Source organism: Bacillus sp. FG16 (assembly GCF_057809515.1).
The window spans coordinates 42,017-61,960 of record NZ_JBMDKC010000026.1 but is presented as its reverse complement, the minus strand read 5'-3'; the positions used below and the strand labels follow the sequence as shown (position 1 = coordinate 61,960).

15 protein-coding genes and 1 pseudogene are annotated in these 19,944 nt (G+C 33.9%); 4 read left to right on the top strand and 12 right to left on the bottom strand.

Translation table 11 applies throughout. The features are described 5' to 3' along the window. Nucleotides 1–55 precede the first annotated feature (55 nt). Together ACODS7_RS12195 and ACODS7_RS12190 are read right to left on the bottom strand one after the other, a co-directional pair. A pseudogene (locus tag ACODS7_RS12195) lies at nt 56–238 on the bottom strand (DUF2812 domain-containing protein); the annotation flags it as partial. A 7-nt stretch (nt 239–245) separates the two neighbouring features. Next, complete coding sequence (locus ACODS7_RS12190) at nt 246–563, bottom strand: PadR family transcriptional regulator (protein WP_029442661.1); 318 nt, start codon at nt 561–563, stop codon at nt 246–248. Nucleotides 564–769: 206 nt separating this feature from the next. Here ACODS7_RS12190 and ACODS7_RS12185 point away from each other — a divergent pair, with 206 nt between their 5' ends. Genes ACODS7_RS12185 through ACODS7_RS12175 form a run of 3 tightly spaced genes read left to right on the top strand, consistent with a single transcriptional unit; the run spans nt 770 to nt 3,943 of the window. Next, nucleotides 770–1,699, top strand: a complete 930-nt coding sequence (locus ACODS7_RS12185; protein ID WP_029442662.1) for an AAA family ATPase — start codon at nt 770–772, stop codon at nt 1,697–1,699. After that, nucleotides 1,696–2,859, top strand: coding sequence for a DUF58 domain-containing protein (locus ACODS7_RS12180; protein WP_029442663.1), 1,164 nt, complete (start codon nt 1,696–1,698; stop codon nt 2,857–2,859). The genes ACODS7_RS12185 and ACODS7_RS12180 overlap by 4 nt, the downstream gene beginning before the upstream one ends. Further along, nucleotides 2,834–3,943 (top strand): DUF4018 domain-containing protein, encoded by a 1,110-nt coding sequence (locus tag ACODS7_RS12175; protein WP_029442664.1) that lies wholly within the window; start codon nt 2,834–2,836, stop codon nt 3,941–3,943. Before ACODS7_RS12180 ends, ACODS7_RS12175 begins: the two co-directional genes overlap by 26 nt. A 56-nt stretch (nt 3,944–3,999) precedes the next feature. Here ACODS7_RS12175 and ACODS7_RS12170 read toward each other — a convergent pair whose 3' ends face one another. Together ACODS7_RS12170 and ACODS7_RS12165 are read right to left on the bottom strand one after the other, a co-directional pair. After that, nucleotides 4,000–5,457 carry an MFS transporter gene (locus ACODS7_RS12170; protein WP_029442665.1) on the bottom strand — a complete coding sequence of 486 codons (1,458 nt, stop codon included), beginning with the start codon at nt 5,455–5,457 and terminating at the stop codon, nt 4,000–4,002. Between the two features lie 302 nt (nt 5,458–5,759). Beyond that, entirely contained in the window at nt 5,760–6,974 is a 1,215-nt protein-coding gene (locus ACODS7_RS12165; RefSeq protein WP_016081127.1) for an aspartate aminotransferase family protein, read from the bottom strand. 301 nt (nt 6,975–7,275) lie between these two features. Here ACODS7_RS12165 and ACODS7_RS12160 point away from each other — a divergent pair, with 301 nt between their 5' ends. Further along, on the top strand, nt 7,276–8,655 hold the full coding sequence (locus ACODS7_RS12160; protein ID WP_243168229.1) for a catalase: 1,380 nt from the start codon (nt 7,276–7,278) through the stop codon (nt 8,653–8,655). Nucleotides 8,656–8,873: 218 nt separating this feature from the next. Here the strand turns inward: ACODS7_RS12160 and colA are convergent, their stop codons facing one another. The 8 genes from colA to ACODS7_RS12120 form a co-directional block, all read right to left on the bottom strand. Continuing rightward, the gene (gene colA / locus ACODS7_RS12155) at nt 8,874–11,510 is read right to left on the bottom strand and encodes a collagenase ColA (protein WP_243168230.1); all 2,637 of its coding nucleotides are present in this window, start codon (nt 11,508–11,510) and stop codon (nt 8,874–8,876) included. Between the two features lie 504 nt (nt 11,511–12,014). Next, nucleotides 12,015–12,527 carry a hypothetical protein gene (locus ACODS7_RS12150; protein WP_000719367.1) on the bottom strand — a complete coding sequence of 171 codons (513 nt, stop codon included), beginning with the start codon at nt 12,525–12,527 and terminating at the stop codon, nt 12,015–12,017. A gap of 112 nt (nt 12,528–12,639) precedes the next feature. Continuing rightward, nucleotides 12,640–14,394 (bottom strand): adenine deaminase C-terminal domain-containing protein, encoded by a 1,755-nt coding sequence (locus ACODS7_RS12145; protein ID WP_043936963.1) that lies wholly within the window; start codon nt 14,392–14,394, stop codon nt 12,640–12,642. Between the two features lie 369 nt (nt 14,395–14,763). After that, a complete protein-coding gene (locus ACODS7_RS12140; protein ID WP_098640451.1) occupies nt 14,764–15,930 on the bottom strand; it encodes a serine hydrolase domain-containing protein in 1,167 nt (388 codons plus the stop codon). A gap of 258 nt (nt 15,931–16,188) precedes the next feature. Continuing rightward, a complete protein-coding gene (locus tag ACODS7_RS12135; RefSeq protein ID WP_000843829.1) occupies nt 16,189–16,695 on the bottom strand; it encodes a DUF3902 family protein in 507 nt (168 codons plus the stop codon). Nucleotides 16,696–16,888: 193 nt separating this feature from the next. Continuing rightward, the gene (locus ACODS7_RS12130; RefSeq protein WP_029442668.1) at nt 16,889–17,623 is read right to left on the bottom strand and encodes a hypothetical protein; all 735 of its coding nucleotides are present in this window, start codon (nt 17,621–17,623) and stop codon (nt 16,889–16,891) included. A gap of 15 nt (nt 17,624–17,638) precedes the next feature. Further along, nucleotides 17,639–18,748 (bottom strand): DUF58 domain-containing protein, encoded by a 1,110-nt coding sequence (locus tag ACODS7_RS12125; RefSeq protein ID WP_088115465.1) that lies wholly within the window; start codon nt 18,746–18,748, stop codon nt 17,639–17,641. Continuing rightward, on the bottom strand, nt 18,745–19,677 hold the full coding sequence (locus ACODS7_RS12120) for an AAA family ATPase (protein WP_029442670.1): 933 nt from the start codon (nt 19,675–19,677) through the stop codon (nt 18,745–18,747). The genes ACODS7_RS12125 and ACODS7_RS12120 overlap by 4 nt, the downstream gene beginning before the upstream one ends. Nucleotides 19,678–19,944: the final 267 nt, after the last annotated feature.

Below are 19,944 nucleotides of genomic sequence, written 5' to 3'. Positions count from 1 at the left end.
AATTTGTACATGCTTAAACAAGTGAAAATGTACATGATCATCTTGACATTTACAAATCTCTATAAACCAATCTAAAATCAGCTTTATATATTACATCTTTTGGCTCAGTTTTCTTAAAGGTATACATTAAATTGTATTTTTGTAATGCCCAACCTTGTTGATGCATCTTTCGTAAAAAAGCTTCTTCTTTTTCTAAATTCCATGCCGTAAAAAATTTGAATACCCTTTTTGTTTCCATCTTCCATTCACTCCCCTAATATACTATTCCCATTTTTAACTGAACGCTGTAATCTGTTGTACTCTAGCTCCAACACTTCTCTCCCAAACGGAGTTAATTCATAGCACTTCTTTCTATCTGTAGAGGCAACTTCAACAATTAATTTTTCTTTAAGTAATTTCGTCGTATTCCCGTATAACGTACCAGGACCGAGTTTTACTTCTCCATTTGTCATCTCTTCTACCATTTGCATAATTCCATAACCATGCATTGGCTTTACAAGTGACAATAATATGTAGTATGTCGCCTCAGTTAACGGAATATATTTTTGCGCCTTCACATTCATTATAACTACCTCCGATACATCGCCTCATGATATATCGACTCGCGATACATCGTATACCGATATTGTATAATCATATTCCAAAATATGCAAGAGTAATTTAATAATTAAATATCTATTTTTTTGAATTTAAAAATGATACCAATTTTCTGAATAATTTGTTAAAATATAGAAATATTAGCTCTTTTATACTGAAAGGAATGGTACATATGATAAATAAATTGAAAGAAAACATAGGATCTGTGTTTGTTGGTAAAGAAAATGTTATTGATCTACTGCTTGTTTCACTGCTTGCTGATGGACATGTACTGCTTGAGGATGTGCCTGGTACGGGGAAAACGTTACTTGCGAAAACACTTTCTAAAAGTATTGGTGGTAATTTTTCTCGCGTCCAATTTACACCGGATGTACTTCCGAGCGATGTAACAGGTATTGAATATTTCAATCTGAAAACGAGTGAATTCGAGTTAAGACTTGGACCAGTTATGACTAATATTTTGCTTGCGGATGAAATTAACCGTGCTATGCCTAGAACACAGTCTAGTTTGTTAGAAGCGATGGAGGAACGACAAGTAACGCTTGAAAAGCAATCTACTCCTCTTCCGAAACTGTTCTTTGTCATTGCGACGCAAAATCCAATTGAATCACAAGGAACTTTTCCACTACCAGATGCACAGCTTGATCGTTTTTTAATGACAATTTCAATTGGTTATCCATCTCCAGAAGATGAACTACAAATGATGCGACGTTTTCGTAGCGATGTACCACTAGAAAGTGTCACATCTGTTATTTCTTTAGATGATATTTTAGAAGCACAGAAACGAGTAAAAGAAATTTTCGTATCAGAACCGTTAGAACATTACATTATTAAACTTGCTCACGCTACAAGAAATCATGATTACATAGCTAATGGTGTAAGCCCGCGTGCCACATTAGCTTTAGTACGCGCAGTTCAAGCACTAGCCTTTTTACGCGACAGAGAATATTGCACGCCAGAAGATATACAATTTTTAGTTCCTTCTGTTTGGAATCACCGTATCGTCTTATCAATGGAAGGTGCATTACGTACGACAAAAAATGAAATTATGCAAAGGATTTTAAAAGAGGTTGACGTACCAGTGGAGATTGAACAAACATGAATGGACAGCGCGTTGTAACTGTACCTTTATTTTTCCAACTCCATATTATTCAACTAACTGTCCCAGGCGCTATACTATTTACATTTTTCATGCCACAACGAATCGTTATGTTTCTCTTTTTCTTCTATTATTTATTTGCGATTTTCATTTATAAATATGTCGCTTACATAGAAAAAAAATTTGAAGTCGTAAATGAGAAACAAACTACTCGGCTTTTTCCTAATGAATCTGGGCAGTTTTTTATTCATTTAAAAAATGGCGCAAATATACCGCTCGTTAACGGTGTTTGTTATTTTCATTTGAATTCTTCCCTTATACCACAAAAGGATCAAGGAATTGAACAAATATCAAAAACACTATTCTCTTTTCCATTTTCACAACCCGCACATTCGGCGCAAAAATGGGATTTAACATTAACCGCAACGAAGCGTGGTGTGTTTCAAATTGAACAGTTCGAATGTGTCTTAAAAGATCCTTTTCATCTTTTAACTGTACATTTGCCCATTTTTGATAAATTACGAACTGAAATTATTGTGTATCCTTCTCCTAAAGAAGTAGCAGGTTTGCAAGAACTTCAGCAACTTCTAACTGGTTCTTATCGAACTAATTTTTCTTTTTACAATGATGAAACATCTATTATCGGTGTAAAGCGATATGAGCGTGAGTCTTTCCGCTCTATTCATTGGAAGGCATCTGCTAAAATGCAAGAATTACAAGCGAAGCAATTTGAAACTGTAAAAAATTATAGTTGGACGATTTGTCTTTCTTTAGCTGCCGATCGTGGATTTGGTTGGAAAGATAATGTTGAAGATTTAATTTCATTCGCAACATACATTTGCCAATATGCAACGAAGCATCACATACCGTTTGAATTATTTATTAGTGTATTAGCAGAAGGTGGTGCATTACATTTATCGTTACATGAAGGGCAAACACAATATGCAAAAGCTTTAGAAGAATTAGCACGTATTTCAGATGATAGTACGTTACTTCCGAAACAAGGATTTCTTCATTATGTAACGAGAAAAAGAGAACGATCGTCTACAATGATATACATTGGTTTACAGAGAAATGAACTCCCTCTTCTCTCTCAGCCTACGTTTCTCATTAATAACGAAGGGATGGTGGAAAAGCTTGAAAACTTGGCTTTATCACGTTAATGACTTTATTCTGCTGCTCCTCCTTTCGTTATTAACGGAAAGAGGTGAACTCATCGGTATTGCTATATTTTTAGCAACAGGCTATATAGGAGTATTTCTTATCCATAAACTAATGAAGAAAAAAACAACAGGTTTTGTCATACTGTTACTTACTCAAATAATCGGTTGTTCTCTCTTTCTCTCTTTCTCTCTATTTGGCACAATTATGTTACCGCTTTTCTTCTTTATCGTACATGTAGTCGGACCAGGATATCCAGTTCAAAAATCGTTAGGCGGTATTGTTTGGTTTAGTATTTCAGCCATATTTTTTGCGCCCTTTCCACCTTTGTGGAAGCTGTTACTATTAGTTATACACATTATGATTACATTTTGGTTAACTGGGGCAAATCGGAATCAACAGTTATTACGTTTCGCTTCTCTTATTACGATTGGAATAATTAGTGCTTTTCTTATTCCTATTTTCCCATACATCCGGCTTCTTTTTTCTTATGTCGTACAAGTAGTTGCTTTAGGATTTGGATACGCCATTAATCCGTTATTTTCGGCAGCTGAATCAAAAGAAACAGACGATTTTTGGGCGAATAAAGGGAATTTAAAGGACCCTCAAATTAAAGATGAATTTGGACAGCGTGATTTTGATCCAACTCTCATAAATAGCATTACTATAGTAGTTTGTACAGTCATTGCTATTTACGTCGTTTGGAAAATAATAAAAAGACGTAAATATTTAAGTTTACCAAATATTCCTGCCTTCGAATCTACTATTATCACTGATAAAGAAGGAATGAGCCAAAAACGTTTGAAACGAAACAAACCGCCACATAACGAAATTCGAAAAGAGATTTTTAAGCTTGAAAGTAAGTTAACTCCCCCTTTAAATAGAAATCGAGGAGAAACTATTGAAGCATGGTTACATAGAATAAATCGTGAAGAAGATGTAAATATTGAGAGTCATATTATTGTAAATGCTTATAATACAGTGCGTTATTCAAATGAGGAAAACACTGTACTTTTGCATGAATTTAAGGAAGAGATTCATAAGCTTTACGTGTATCAAAAGAGTTTGAAGAAAAGAAAGAAATAACATAACAAAAAGACTCCTATTTTCATAGGAGTCTTTTTATACTTCTACATTAATTTTTAAATTGAAGCGTTTTTCCCTGCTTCAATTTCTAATGACTCTTCATGCCACCAAAGTGTTTCTTCAGGATCTTCTTTAGCAATTAGGTGTGCTTCTTTTTTCGATTCTACTGTAGGATATGAACCTTTTAGCGCACGTCCTGAAGTTGTAACGAATAATACACTAAATACGACTAATCCAATAATACTTACACCTGCTAAATAAAATGCCGGTGCAAGCGGGTTACCGGTTGCATGAACTAAGTATGAACATACGAGCGGTGTTGTACCACCGAATATCGATACAGAAATATTAAATGAGATCGAAAGTGCTCGATAACGTACATCGGTGAAAAATAGTGATGGTAATAATGAAGGTAGCGTTCCTTCATATACACTTAGGAAGAATCCTAAAATGAAAATACCTGCAAATATAGCTGCAATATGTCCGTTACCTATTAGTAAAAATGCCGGAATTGCAAATACAGTTAAACCAAGTAAACCAATTTGCACGACGCGTTTATTACCAATTTTATCACTTAATTTACCGAAATAAAGTGCTAGCGGAATCATAAGTGCCATCGTAATTGAAATAATTAATAAGCCAGTTGTTTCTTTGACTTTAAGTACTTGAGTTAGATAAGAAGGAATATACGAAAGAATCATATAATTCGTAATATTAAAGAAGGCGACAATTACTGTGCTTAATAAGAAGTCTTTTTTGTGATATTTTAATATATCCATAAATGAAAATTGTTCGTTGTCTTCAGATTCCTCTTGTGCTTTTTCCATCTCTTCAAAGATGGGAGATTCATCTAAATGACGGCGTAAATATAAACCGACCAAACCAATTGGTGCAGCTATTAAGAAAGGAATACGCCAGCCCCAGCTGAGCATTTGTTCATCTGTTAACAATAACGTCAAAATGGTAACAATTACCGATGCAGCAATGTAACCTGAGAGTGTTCCAATTTCAAGACCACTACCGAGTATACCACGCTTTTTATCTGGAGAAGATTCTGCGATATAAACCATTGCTCCTGAATATTCGCCGCCTGTAGAGAAGCCTTGAATCATTCGGGCAACTAAAAGAAGTATTGGTGCCCATACACCAATTTGTTCATAGGTTGGTAGTAATGCGATGAATAATGTAGAAAGTGCCATTAAAATAATAGTAGTACTTAACACGATTTTTCGGCCGTACTTATCTCCTATTCTACCAAAGAATACACCTCCGATTGGTCGAACGAGAAAGGCCACTGCAAAAGTAGCAAATGTAAGTACAAGTTGCAACCCACTATTATCAACACCTGAGAAGAATAATTGACTTAAAATTACCGCTAAATACGCGTATAATCCGAAGTCAAACCACTCCATTGCATTCCCTATGCCAGTAGCAATTACTGCTTTCCTGGCTTGTTTAGGATTGACAATATTAACGTCTTGAGGTTCAAAATTTAAATCATTATTTTGTTGCATATAATAAAACAGCTCCTTTTTAATTTAACTTCTTTAAGCACACCTTCTCTTATTGAATAAAATTAATTCGAAGCACTTAAGGAAAATTAACGTCTCCTTATCTGTTATTATTGTTTCACATAATTAAATATTTGTCCAATGAGATGCTCCATAGGTTAAGTAATTTATTAAAATTAAAAAGCTGAAGAAGGCGCTATATGAGTACCTTTTTCAGCTTTTTAATTTAATTTGTAAATTTATTTTTTTCACCCTTATTTTCTTCCTATTTGAATAGAAATCAAGGTACTTTTTCATTAAAGTTTTTAAACACTTGTAGCTGCTAAACTATGCATACAAGAGATAAACTCCTTAACAAATGCATCAATTTCTTCTTTTGTAATTATATATGGAGGAAGTAAACGAATAATGTTCCCTTGTGTAACATCAACTAATATCCCCTTATCCATTAGCTCTACCTGTAATTTCTTCACATTTTCATTCGTATCATTCAAACTAATTCCAAACATCATGCCAGCATGACGTACTTCCCCAATATAATAAGAATTTTCTTTCTGAATTTCTTGCAATTTATCATTCAAATAAAGTGACGTTTCATACGCTTCTTGCATTAAACCATCGTCAATCAATGTGTTTAATACCGTTAACCCTAAAGCCGTTCCCATTGATGAATGAGCAAATGTTGTGCCGTGATCTCCTGGTGCGAATACATCACATAACTTTTCACCTACAATAATTCCGCCAAGCGGTATCCCGCCTCCTGCACCTTTACCAATTTGAATAATATCCGGTGTAATTTTGAAATTTTGATAAGCAAATAGTTTACCAGTTCTCCCCATACCACTTTGTATTTCATCGACGATCAGTAGTACATTATATTTCTCACATAAGTTTTGAACACCATGTAAATATTCACTTGATAAAGGGTATATCCCCCCGCTTCCTAATACAGGCTCTAGCATAATCGCAATTGGATTTTCTCTAACAATTGTTTCTTCTAATTGCTCTATATTCTCGCGCTCTACTTCATATACTGGAATCGATGTTTTAGGGAAATTTTGATATACACTTTCCTGTCTCGTAAAATGAAGTGCTCCTAACGTACGCCCGTGGAAACTATTCTTCAGTACTACAATTCCTTCACGTTCTTCACCCGTATTAGCTCTATATTTATCAATTAATTTCAACGTTGTTTCTGTCGCTTCCGTACCAGAGTTTGTAAAAAAGACTTTTCCGTTTTTTAAAGAGCAATCAACTAATTTCTTTGCATATTCAATTGCAACTGGATTTAAAAAATGAAACGGTAGATGCAGCGATTTCGTAACTTGTTCCATTGTCGTTTGCACAATTTTCGGGTGATTGTACCCTAATACGTTCACTCCAACACCAGAAAATAAGTCTACATACTCTTTACCATCCACATCATACAGCTTGCATCCTTCTCCTCTTTCTATCGCAACCTTCGTACGACAATACGTAGACATCATATATTCTTTATCTAATTGAAACCAATCCGACATTTTAAATTCCTCCTAGTTATTTTCCCTTTTTTAACGTTCATTCTCTATATAATCGTTTATAAATTAAGTTTTAAGATTGAAATTTTAATAGTTGTTTTTTTCCACTTTTTTAGTAAAACGTGTGCTTTCTCTTCCCGATATTCATTTTTCCATAATTTCTTCTATTTCAACAGGTCCACTACATATGTGTTTTTTTCATCTAGCGGTATGTTACTGCTTTGAACTTTGCATGTCGTACATAATTAGGGCTATAGAATCATATTTAGTAACAATGGACAAAAAAGATTTGGAGGCTATATCGATGGATGAAAACTATGATAAACAAGGGCAACCTATACTAGGGAAAGACTTTAATGAAAATGACGAACGTAATGAACAAGCTAAACTTCACTCTCAAACAGTTGGTTCACGTGGACCCGTACTAGAGCAAGATAGTGTACTGCATGAGTCATTACAACAATTTATTCATGAAAAAATTTTAGAAAGACCCGTTCATGTAAAAGGATTTGGTGCGTTCGGTTATTTTCAAACGATATATTCGATGTCTGAACATACTAAATTAAGTTTTTTACAAAATTCTAATGAGAAAGTTCCTGTTATGGTGCGATTTTCGTTAGCTGTTAGTACGAAAGGAACACCGGATACTTCTAGAAATGTACGCGGTTTTTCCACAAAATTTTATACAAAAGAAGGAATTTTTGACCTTTTATGTAATCACATTCCTGTTTTTTCTGTTCGTGACCCAATGCGTTTCCCTGAAACGATTCAAGCATTATTGCCTTCACCTAAAAATAACTTAATAGACCCTAATAGATTTTGGAATTTTGTCGCTAAAGCACCTGAATCTATTCATTTTGTTGTCCGTTTATACTCTAATAATGGTACGGCCAAAAGTCTTCGCCACATTCCAGGACATAGTGTTAATACATATGTATGGAGAAATGCGGAAGGTAATCGAAAGTATGTAAAGTATCATTGGTACCCATTTGAAGGTGTACAGTACATTACTAATAAAGAAGCAATTAAACTAGCTGCTGAAAATCCTGATTATAGCGGGAAAGATTTATATGATGCTATTGAAAATGGTAAACCAGTGGAGTATGGTTTATACGTCCAGCTCATGGATCCGAAAGATGAAGTGCATCTTTCTTATGATCCTTTAGATGACACAAAAGTATGGGATGAACAGACGTATCCTCTCATACCAGTCGGGAAAATGGTATTAAATAAAAATCCTGAAAATTTTATGGAACAAGTAGAAAAGGTCGCATTCTCTCCTTCTAATTTACTGGATGGTGCAGAACTATCAGATGATAAAATGCTGCAAGGGCGCGCTAACATTTACAGTGATTCACAAAGAAGAAGAATTGGTCCAGAATTTCGCAAATTAACGATTAACCAGCAGCAAGATTGGACACCTGCTAATCAAATTACAACCGGTGAAGGAAGGTACGTTGAAGGTAAACTTGAAAGAACTTCTATAATGAAACAGGATGACTTTACGCAGGCTGGTGAATTTTATACGAAGTTACAGCCAATAGAAAAAGAACATCTCGCTGAAAACTTAGCTAGTGATTTGAAAGTTATATCCGATGATATTAGGGAGATCGTTTTGGGGTATTTCAATCAAGTATCAACTGATTTGAAAACAAGCATTGAGACAAAAATGAAAGAGCATTAAGAAGATTAAAACATGCTTTACGAATGAGAATTCAAATCTATATTAATTATTTTCTTGTCAAAATCCAATGAGGTTATTTAATTTGAAAATATAAAGCCAACATATCCCTGTTCTATAATTAGAACAGGGATATGTTGGCTTAGTTTAATGTTTAACATTACATACTTTATTTCGCTAAAAAATGCGATAAGTAGCCTTTCAAAACAAACTATAGTAAACTATTTTACTTGTACCGTATAATTCCCTGTTCCACCACCATACTTATATACACTTAAGTAATATTTCCCTGGCTTTGCATTATAATTTCCAAGCAATTTGTTTCCATCACGTTTTGTTGCATAAGCTACATAATTATTTAAATCTGATTCAGAATATAATACCCAGTTCAGTCCAAGATTTTGTTCGTTCGTAACAGAAATTTGTAAATCTTTTTGATCCTTTACATCAATAACAAATTTATCCCCCTGATCTTGATCGCTCAAGGTTCCTCTTAACAAAATATTCAAAGATAGTGGGTTTGCTGTTTCAAATGAATTATTTGGTTCTTTTTCTACAGCCGTACCTTCTTCCGTATTCACTCCGCTAAACACAACATCATATTCAAATTGCCCAGCATTATTTACACGGTAATTTACAAAATAAGCAGTCAATGTTTTATATCCAGTCCACTCTTTTCCTGAAAGACGTTTCAACATATCATTTGTTGCTTCATTCATCACTTTCCAGTCCTCAACTTCTCCTTTAGCCGCACTTCCTGTATATGTCCCCTGTAGTGTAAATGTATTAAAGAATTGTGATTTATTCTTTGTTACTTTCACATCTTTTAATTTCGCTTCATTCGTAATATCTGAAGTAATGTCCGAAAGCGATTTTGGATCATGCTGAGTTAAATACTCACCTGATACTTGTGGAATTGTATACTTATCGCGATTATCAATAAGCATTTGCATATAAGATTGATATTCTTCATTTAACTTATTATCTTTGCTTAATGTAGCACGGTATGCATCGTAACTTGAAACATCATTTGCGCGAATCAAATCATGCACTTTATCGAACATTTCAGGGCGCTTATTATACATATATGATTGCAGCGCAAACGAATAATTATAAAAATCCCACGTTCCATATTTCGCATTTAATGTTTGTGATGCTGTATAACGTTTTGCAGGATCATTAGATAACCCACCAATTATACTTTTTCGCGGTACTACACTATCTAATCGCGTTGCACCTGCAAAGAACTCTGCGTTTCCTTCTTCAAACCATGTTAAACGTTCATTTTGATACATTTCTCCTTGTCCCCATAATCCCTGAACTTCGTACCTTCCCTGTAAGTAGTGCGTAAATTCATGGCGGAATAATTCTTCCAAACTATAAATACTTTGCTCTGGTGTACGTTCATATGTAAAGAAAGTCCCTGTCCCTTCAATATAAATCCCACCATTATTCGTTTCATATCCGTACAGTTGACGATTAAATTGATACTCATCTGGGCTATTATAAATAACCATCGTTAACACATCATCAGCATGTCCACTTTCAAGTGGTTTATCGCTACCAACTGTACGATAAAATTGAGAACGCACTTCTTTTGCCGCCCAGTATAGACGTTTAATTTTCTCTTCGCTAACTTTATCCCCAGCTTTAAAGACAATTGCTCCATCATCAAACGTATACGTTTTCGATAAATATTTCTTTTTACCCTCTTCTCGAATTTGATCTAAATTTACAGTTTTTCCGTTTGCATCTATTCCTCCATAATTTGTAGTAATTTGTTCTGCCGCAACAAAGTATTGCTCTCCTAAATATGGATAAATTCGCATTGCATCTGTAACAACTTGTTGTCCTTTTGTCGGCGTGCTATGAAGCTTGCCCAATCGGCCAGCATAGTAAATTCCATTATTAATTAACCATCCGTTTTTATTTGTTACTGTACCAAGTAGTGCAAAACGATTTACTTCATTAATAAAGTTATCAATATTTCGAAACCACATCGTATCTTTAGGCTCTTTTCCAGTCGTGTACATATCCGTCTGAATATCAAAGTCAATTCCCTTCATCAACTCATATATAGCGTCTCCTTTTGTTCGGTCTTCAATGAAAGTTGCAAGATTATCGTTATATTGTTTAAAAATTTCACCTGCATATAAAACCGTTTCAACATCTGCTGATGCATTTCCAATTAATTTTCCATATGATGCAATTACTTTATTTTGTTCTGATGTACCAAGTTTGAAATTTGGATTTTTTGCAATTGTTTTTAAAGCTGGTAAACATTTATCATGGTAGCTACGCTCATTTAGTTTGCTTAATTCATCATGGTAAAAACCTAAATAAAATGCTGCACGTAGAGCTTCTACTAATGTTTCAATCCCTTTTGAATCATCTTTCGTATAAGCTTGTCCTTGTTCTGCTAGTTTATTAATAATTGCTTGCATTCGACTATCATCTTGATAGAATTTAAGACTATCACTATTAAACTGAAATAATTCTGGAATTTGATACCATTTAATTGTCACAAGAAGATCAGTTAATTGTTTATTATTTAATTGATTTAACTCAGCCATTGAATACTTTTTTTCTTCAGCTAACGGTTTAATATTATCGTTTGGTGCTAGTGGACGCTGCGATAAATCCGCTAATTTTAACCGTTTTGTAAAAGATGCATTTTCTTGTACTTTTGAAGGGTGCGCCAATTCATCAACAGATTTCTGTATTCCTACCGGCTCCATTTGTAATACGTTCTTCAGATTTTTCTCTTTTGTCTCTGCTTGAATTTGCAAACCATTACATGTTATTGTCACTAGTCCAACACCAAGAATCCACTTAGAAATTTTCGAATATTTAACCATACCATTGCCCCCTAATAATTTAAAAGAAAATTCAGAATTTTTAAAACGAAAACCTACTTATTTGTATGTATTTACAGTTCCGCTATAAATACAACTATGATTAATAATGCAATAGTAGCTTGTTTTATACTATTACGAGTACAGATTCCTTACATACAATCTCCCTTCCTTACATTTAATACAAGCAAAAACTGTGCCAATCATATTTCTTATGCATGGCCAATATTCTTTTATAAATACTGTAGAATAAAATATACATAGGTGGTTCGGCAATGTATAAATCATTTGACACAAAATCTAATGTTTATGAAGAACAAATTCATTGAATGTTATAAGTTCATTAGCCAGTACATAATTTCCAACTAAAAACATCCCCAATTTTTAAATCTCTCAAAAAAAGGTAAACAAACATATTCCATAAAGCTAATATGTTCGTTTACCTTTTTCTATTTCAAATCAACAGCAAAATATCGTTGAATAAAAACAGCATGAATAAGTATTTTGTTATTCATTTCTCTTTTTCATATAATCTTTTTCACATTGCAAAGGCTTGAATTTCACTTTTTTCCCTTTCTTCTTTTTCGTTTTTATAACGAGCCATTCCCCTTTTTCAACGTCTAGTTTTAGGCGTTTCATTACATTGATATTATCTTTTTCTTTATAAAGTAAAAATGCTTCTTGCGCCCTCACAAATAAGCTGGGCTGTTCGCTAAATCCACCACTATCATAAATTTTAGTTAGCGAATTATAATAAGAATCATTTTCCTTTCCACCATACATCAAATGGGCAGCCTCCAGATCTCTTTTACTTACTTCCCAAAAACTATGTTCATCAATATTTAAATTAAATGTGGATTTAATGTCCTGTATTATATTCTTCACATACTTTTCATCTCGAACTTTTCTTTCTTCGAGACAATCCGAAGATAACCTTGGTGCATCTGATTGGGAATGTACAACGTGTTGTATCGATACACACAGAATAAATATGCTTAAAATGTAAAATATTTTTTTCATATTTACATATCACCTCAAATGATTTAGATACTATATCATTTGAGGCTTACAATATTCTTATACTAATAATGTAAAAGGCCCTATAATTTAGACTATTATAGGGCCTTTCCTTTTAATATTGCTTTATTAAATTCACCGGCGAAGCCAGTACCTTACTACTTTTCACATCATATAATCCTATAGGTGTTACTCGTATAAAAGGCAAGTGCGTCGCAGAAAAGAATAAAATTGTAAATGCTGGATCATCATACGCGTAGCCACGCTCTTGTAGTAATTTCACCATCTGTTTCTCTTCCTGTATTAATTCACTCATTTTTAAATTAGACATAATCCCGAGCAATGGTAATGCTATTTCGTGTAACACTTCATTGTTTTCTGCTACGACCATTCCACCACCGAGCTCTTTTACTCTACGAAAAGCTGTAAGCATATCTTCTTTACTTTTTCCAATGAGAATCATATCACCTGTGCCGGAATAAGAACTAGCAAGACCACCTAATTCTTTCGCAAAACCTTTTACAACTGTATTTACTCGCCAAGTACCATCACGAGCAATCATCATGAGGAAGCATTCATCATGATCTGTGGATAATTCATCACAGTCTATATTGATTTCACTAGTATATGGTTTTGTAATAACGTTATTTAATAAGTGTATCCCCGTTTTATTAGAGAAAATCATATCCTCTTTTTCTATTGACCAATCTAATGATAATGGAGTTACTTTATATTTACTCCAGTCTATATGTAATGCTTCATGCGTATTTACACCGTCACGCTTCACCCATTTCCCCTTTGCAAGGACACTAATTGGTACTGGGTTTTCTTTACTTTCTAAAATATTGATATTAGCAATTCTACCTGTCGCAATCGAACCATGTACATGTTCCATATTATAATAGCGAGCAATATTATAACTTGCCATATGGTATGCATCTATTACTGGCACTCCTTGTTTTATCGCGGTAGAAATCATTACGTTTGTCATTCCATTTTCATAAAACGAAGGATGTGAGCCGTCTGTAGTAAGTATAAATCTATCAAACTGTTTCACGCCTAATTCCAACAATTCTTTTAATAAAACTTCTAAATCCGGTCTAATGGAAGAATTTCTAAGAGAAACGGTGTAACCTTGCATAAGACGAGTGAAAGCTTCCTGCCCTGTCATCGCTTCATGATCACAATCTGTACCTAACAGTTTTAACTTCGCTAAAGTCGTTTCAGATGCACCTGGAAAATGGCCTTCTACTTTCTTCTGCAATCGCTTCGTTTCCTGCACCCAAGTTAACATTTCATCATCACCATGTAATAATTTTGGCCATGCTGTTAACTCCCCACCTTGAAGAACAGCTTCTTGTTTCAGCCATTCTATTATTTCTTTACTATTAAACAAAGATTCCCCGTTTTGCAATTCAGTCTGTCCATCAAAACGGCACCACCAATACATAGTAGCTGGAATCTTTTTAAATTCCTCTAATAAACGAAATGATTCTTCACGTTTTAATGTGAAAAATAGAGTTAAATTATCACTAATAAAAGTCGTTGTCCCAAATTGCATCGCATGATTTGCTAGCGTCTCTGGGTTATACAACTGATATGGATGTGCATGCGGTTCTATGTAACTGGGAACGACATACTTTCCATCACAATCAATGACTTCACATTTATATAGTTGCTCTGGCAACTTTTCTCCTACATATATAATACGGTCATCATAAATCCAAATATTTGCTTGCATCCATTCACGTATATAGGAATTTAAGTATGTTGCATTCTTTAATAATTTGTGTGGACTTCTTGTACCGTCTATTATTTCAACATGTTCTCGTAATTGCTTGTTACTCCATCTAAACTGATTTTGTCCCAATGTATTTCACTCCAAATCAATTTACTTTTTTATTAAAACAAAATAATTAACAAACTAAAGTATTATCCATTCATAACTCCCCTGTATAGCCCCTATACTTCTCATTATATGGAATACTCTCAAAAATAACAATTTTCAAAACAAACAACACCTCTTTGTCCCACAACAAAAAAGATGTCATGCAACTGACATCCTTTTTAAACTAAACTATAAGATTGAATTGCACTTTGAAATACACTTGTATCATATTTATGTTCTACATATACTTAATACCATATTATGAATGTTAATACTGTCCTTATTTGTGAAATTTAAAAAGCATCTCTTTTATTTACAGCTATTGCAGAAACCTATTCGCTTTTTCTTCATCTATTTATTAAATTCAACTTGCATCATTTTATCAAACTGTGTAAGAATATCAACCGGACCTAAAGAATTAACATTGACAGCAAATGTATGCTTGCCTCCAATTACTCCACCAGCAAAAGTCATAAACCCAGGAATTGATCCTCCGTGCCCCCATACTGAGACACCATTTGGAAGTTTAGTCTCATAGATTCCAAGACCATATCCATCCCCAACCCCTTTTCCTTCTACAGGAACTGTAGTAAGCATTTCTTTTAGCTCGCGTTCCTTCAGTAACTTACCACCGAGTAAAGATGAAAAGAATTTGTTTAAATCATCCGCATTAGAAATCATATCTCCAGCTGCATTAGCTAAACTCGGATTATAATACGTAATGTCTTTCAACTCGCCTGTTTCTTCCATTTTCACATATCCACGAGCATGATTCTTTCCTGGGATGACGGGTGAATTTCCTGGTAAAAACGTATTTGGCAAGTCCAGAGGTTCAATAATTCGCTTTTCAATTTCTTCCGCATAACTATTACCAGTTATTTTTTCAATAAGCATTCCCAATATTACATATCCTGTGTTTGAATACAACCAGTCTTTGCCGGGCGAGAAATCTGGAGGCAGAGAAAGGCCTATTTTCACTATTTCTTCTGCTGTATACGTTTTTTTCGAATTCATTACGTCAGCGTCTTTTGACTTTAAATATTCAGCGATACCACTCGTATGATTCAAAAGTTGTCGTATCGTAATTTGATTTCCATCATACCCATTTCCTTGCACGAGACCCGGCAGCCACTTTTCAATTGGATCGTCAAGTTGTACGCGATTTTCTCCTACTAATTGAAGAACAGTCGTGGCGGTAAAAGTTTTCGTCACACTACCAATCCGAAAGCGAAAATCCGATTTCACCGGTTTCTTTGTACTTAAGTCCGCCACGCCAGCAGTATAACTATTAACTTTCCCTTTATTAGACGTCTTAGCTAATACCCCTGGTGCCCCAATTTGTATTGTTTCCTGCATTACTTGTTTCCATCCATTCCGATTCTTTTGATTAGGTTCTTGTGACGAATTAGAAATATTTTGAGTAGACTCTGCTTTCACAGTAAAACCAGGTGTAGATAGAGTAGTACCCGCTAATAAAACTGCTAAACTTGCCAACTTAATTTGATTACGTGTTTTCATAAGGCTTTCTCTCCTCTATTAATATCGTATTGATTCAAGCTATACTTTCATCCTATACGATAAATCTCTCTTTTTTCTTATTCATTCCTTACAAAATACTTACGTTTAAATTTAAATAGGGTAAACTGAGGTAGAGTTATGCATGCAAATAAAAAGAGAACATGTATTCACTTTTTATGTAAACATGTTCTCATAAACATTTAAAATTCTATATCAGCTTTTCATCCTATTCTTTACACAACTAATCTAAATTCCTTTTTACCAGCCTGCACTAGCATTCATACCATTTCCAATAATAGAAAGTAATAACGGCCATAATACTGGTCCTAATGTAAGAAATACATTTAGAAGTATGAGCATTCTATATCCAACGGTGAAATTGTGATTTTTACGATTAACAAATACTAAACTGATTAATGATATTATAGTCGTTAAAAATAATACTAACATTAGCAACCAATACCACACCATTAAACTAAGACTCCATGGTGTTAATAGCTCATGTATGATGCAAAATGAGATTCCTAATACTGCAAAACTAAAGCTAGTCACCGCTGTTTTTATAAGCCATTTATTTAATTTTTTATCGTATGTATTTTTACAGTATAAATCTATTAAAGTATATAAAGATAAATATGACATTAATACGCCTATCCAAGATAATAACCAATCACCGTCCCCTTGAAATAATAAGAACAACAACCAACACATACCTACTGCTGAAAAAACAAAGGAAATAAGTATGCTTTTTAATACCGATTTCATTACATTTTCACACCCTTAAAAAATCAAAAATTAATTATAATTTATAAAAATTAAGTATAGGTTAACATGTAATGAAGTATAAGTAAATAAAGTTAATTTACAGTTAATTTCATTTTCTTATTTGAAGGCAGTTTTATATTTGAAAATGATTCATGATAATCAAATTTCTATACTAAAAAGTAAAGGTGGATATTTACATATCCACCTTCCCATCTCCCTCTACCCACTTCATTATTTTTTCCACATCTAACTCCGTATACGTCTTTTCACCATAACGAACAGACTCATATAGCGAAGTAATATTTCTCGTTCTACTAATTCTTTTTAACCACTGTTGCATCGTTTCATAGGATCTTCTCTGTTCATGAAATGGTAATGTTCTTTCCCATTCAACTAACGTTTTTCTTATCGTATCTGTCGGTAACGGCTGTTCAAACTGATGCTTCACTTTCTTGTTCTTTTCAGTTCTATCCGTGTTTTCTTTTGTTATCGATTGTTTATCCTGTTGTATTTCTGATTTCGTTACCTTTTTCCTCAATAATTTATAAAAAACATATAGAATAACCACTGCAATAATTACATAAAAAACGACACTAATCCATGAATTTGAAAGAACAGAAAACACATCAGTCCATGAATTTTTTCGTACAAAAAGTGGAATTTTCCTATCTATTTTTGTTCTTGTATCTACAACTCCTGTTTCTTCATCTATAATTCTTTCAGGTTCATCAAACTGTGAGTCTACACTAGTAAAATCATAATTTCTTTCTGATATTGTCTCCGTCTTACTAGAAAAAAGCCCTTTTACTATGTCTTGTACATGCACAACACCTTGTGAAAACGTTATCGCACTAACCGTAAAGAAAAGTAGTATTAATACTCTAACACTCCACAACTTTACTTCCATATGTCTCTCTTTATTAACCATGACATAAACCCCTTCTTATTCTTTAATTACAACCCATTTATTCGTTCTGGTGTATTTCCTTGGGGAAGTACCAAGAATTAAAGGAACTGCATCCAATTCTTTTCGACGAAAGCCTGCTGTGTAAAAATAAGTGGAAGATACAGGAGTATCTTGGTCCGATATTGAGGCAAGTACTTTTAATACATTTTGCAAATGTTTCCGATTATCCCCATTTTTTATATGTAGCAAACCGTTATCTTTTACACTATTGATCCATACTTCAAACGAACAGTTTTGCATAAGAAGTTGTTTGCATATACCTGCTGTTAATTCAATTAGTTCCTCTATATCATTTCGCAAAGAAACACCACTTTTATTTTGCAAGTTGAGATAAATCGCGTATTTATCACATTGTGTTCGCTCATACTTTTTCGCAATTATCATCCCTGCTTTCGCTGTTGCACTCCAGTGGATGGAACGAAAATCTTCATTTTCATAAGACTTTACTCCCATTACTTTCGTTTCATCATATAAGGGTGAAGACATCGCTTTTCGAAATCCTCGTGACCATTCTTGTAATTCAGGAACTTGTATTTTCGGAACTGCTGGTAAGACTAAATAAGAGGGCGTATCAACTTGTTTATATGTTATATGGTTCGTTATAAATCCAAAGAGATCAGTAATAACAATTTCAACTTCTTCCCATTTCGCGATGCCTCTTTTTAACGCTACAGCTTGCAAATCAAATGAAACTGACTCCCTTCCTTTTAAATTAAAATTCATATAATAATTTGAACCTGTACTATGATTTTTGTTTATTTCATCATGATTCCAAGTTAGCTTATTTTCACATTTAAATCGAAATACGATATTAAGAATAGGAAATATCGACTTGTTTGAAATTTTCATTTTGCACATATTCGTTTCACCTATAAAAACATTCGAATTCCCTTGACTGTATTCCCATTCAACACGAGATACTTTACGTATATATACATGCGTAGCACCTATTAAAATTACATATAAAAATACGAGAGATAAAAACAGTAGATTACTTGAAAATACACTTAAAATAACGGCTACAACTGACATAACCCCCATTACGAAAGGCTCCGCTAAAGGTGTATACACAAGCTGTTGATTCATCGTACATTCTCCACTGGCACACTAATCGTATGAAGAATTTCTTTCATAATTTGTTCTTTCGTCGTTTTCATCTCTCCCTCAATTGTTAACGTTAAACGATGAGCACAAACGGATGCAGCGAGCGTCTTAATATCATCTGGCGTACAGTAATCTCTTTCATTTAATATTGCCCGTGCTTGAATCGCTCTCATAAATGCCAACGTTCCCCGGGGGCTTACACCAATTTCAATTAACTCATGGTTACGAGTTGCTTCAATAATTTCAAGAAGATAATCTTGCACATCATTCCCTACTAACACTTCTCTTGCACGCTTTTGCATCATAATAATTTCTTCACTTGAAATAATAGAATGTAACGTTTCTAATGGATCATTCATTTGAAACCGATTCATCATTTCTTTTTCAGCTTCTCTCGTAGGATAACCTTGGCGTATTGTGAGTAAAAACCGGTCTAACTGAGCATCTGGTAACGGAAATGTGCCCGCTGATTCGAGTGGATTTTGCGTTGCTATAACTAAAAAAGGTTCTGGTAATGAATGTGTCTGTTTCGCAATTGTAACAGTACGCTCTTCCATAACCTCAAGTAACGAAGATTGTGTTCTCGGTACAGCTCGATTAATTTCATCCACTAATACGATATTTGCAAAAATGGGTCCTAACCTCGTTTTAAAATCCGATTCCTTCACATCAAAATATTCAAGGCCAATAACATCTCCAGGCAAAGTATCCGCTGTAAATTGTATTCTTTGAAATTTAGCGTCCACACTTTTAGCCAAACTTTTCGCTAATGTTGTTTTTCCCGTCCCAGGTACATCCTCTAATAAAATGTGTCCTCTTGCTATAAGAGCTATAGCTGCCAGTTCAATCGATTCATCTTTTCCTATAATAACCTTCGAAATATTATTAGTAATCTTCTTTAATGTACTCATATAGTATCTACCACCTTTTAATTATCTAAAAATTAAGAATATATTTTTTTCCAAATTATAACATGTAATCTGAAGATGAAATAGAGTGAAAATGAATCTTTTATTTTTTCTTCATTGCACGCAAAAAAGCACCTATTGTCGTATATTGACAATGAGGTGCTTAACTCAATCCAACAGCCTTCTTTCCCTCTAATTTTTAGTAACAATACATCCTTTTTTCTCCCACGCATGCATTGTTTTCAATTAACTAGTAAAATGCATTCTAAT

Coding starts and splice junctions, on each gene's coding strand:
- ACODS7_RS12150 (WP_000719367.1), bottom strand. CDS start 12,527: ATGAAAAAAATATTTTACATTTTAAGCATATTTATTCTGTGTGTATCG.
- ACODS7_RS12185 (WP_029442662.1), top strand. CDS start 770: ATGATAAATAAATTGAAAGAAAACATAGGATCTGTGTTTGTTGGTAAA.
- ACODS7_RS12190 (WP_029442661.1), bottom strand. CDS start 563: ATGAATGTGAAGGCGCAAAAATATATTCCGTTAACTGAGGCGACATAC.
- ACODS7_RS12160 (WP_243168229.1), top strand. CDS start 7,276: ATGGATGAAAACTATGATAAACAAGGGCAACCTATACTAGGGAAAGAC.
- ACODS7_RS12130 (WP_029442668.1), bottom strand. CDS start 17,623: ATGGTTAATAAAGAGAGACATATGGAAGTAAAGTTGTGGAGTGTTAGA.
- ACODS7_RS12180 (WP_029442663.1), top strand. CDS start 1,696: ATGAATGGACAGCGCGTTGTAACTGTACCTTTATTTTTCCAACTCCAT.
- ACODS7_RS12125 (WP_088115465.1), bottom strand. CDS start 18,748: ATGAATCAACAGCTTGTGTATACACCTTTAGCGGAGCCTTTCGTAATG.
- ACODS7_RS12170 (WP_029442665.1), bottom strand. CDS start 5,457: ATGCAACAAAATAATGATTTAAATTTTGAACCTCAAGACGTTAATATT.
- ACODS7_RS12140 (WP_098640451.1), bottom strand. CDS start 15,930: ATGAAAACACGTAATCAAATTAAGTTGGCAAGTTTAGCAGTTTTATTA.
- ACODS7_RS12135 (WP_000843829.1), bottom strand. CDS start 16,695: ATGAAATCGGTATTAAAAAGCATACTTATTTCCTTTGTTTTTTCAGCA.
- colA (WP_243168230.1), bottom strand. CDS start 11,510: ATGGTTAAATATTCGAAAATTTCTAAGTGGATTCTTGGTGTTGGACTA.
- ACODS7_RS12120 (WP_029442670.1), bottom strand. CDS start 19,677: ATGAGTACATTAAAGAAGATTACTAATAATATTTCGAAGGTTATTATA.
- ACODS7_RS12165 (WP_016081127.1), bottom strand. CDS start 6,974: ATGTCGGATTGGTTTCAATTAGATAAAGAATATATGATGTCTACGTAT.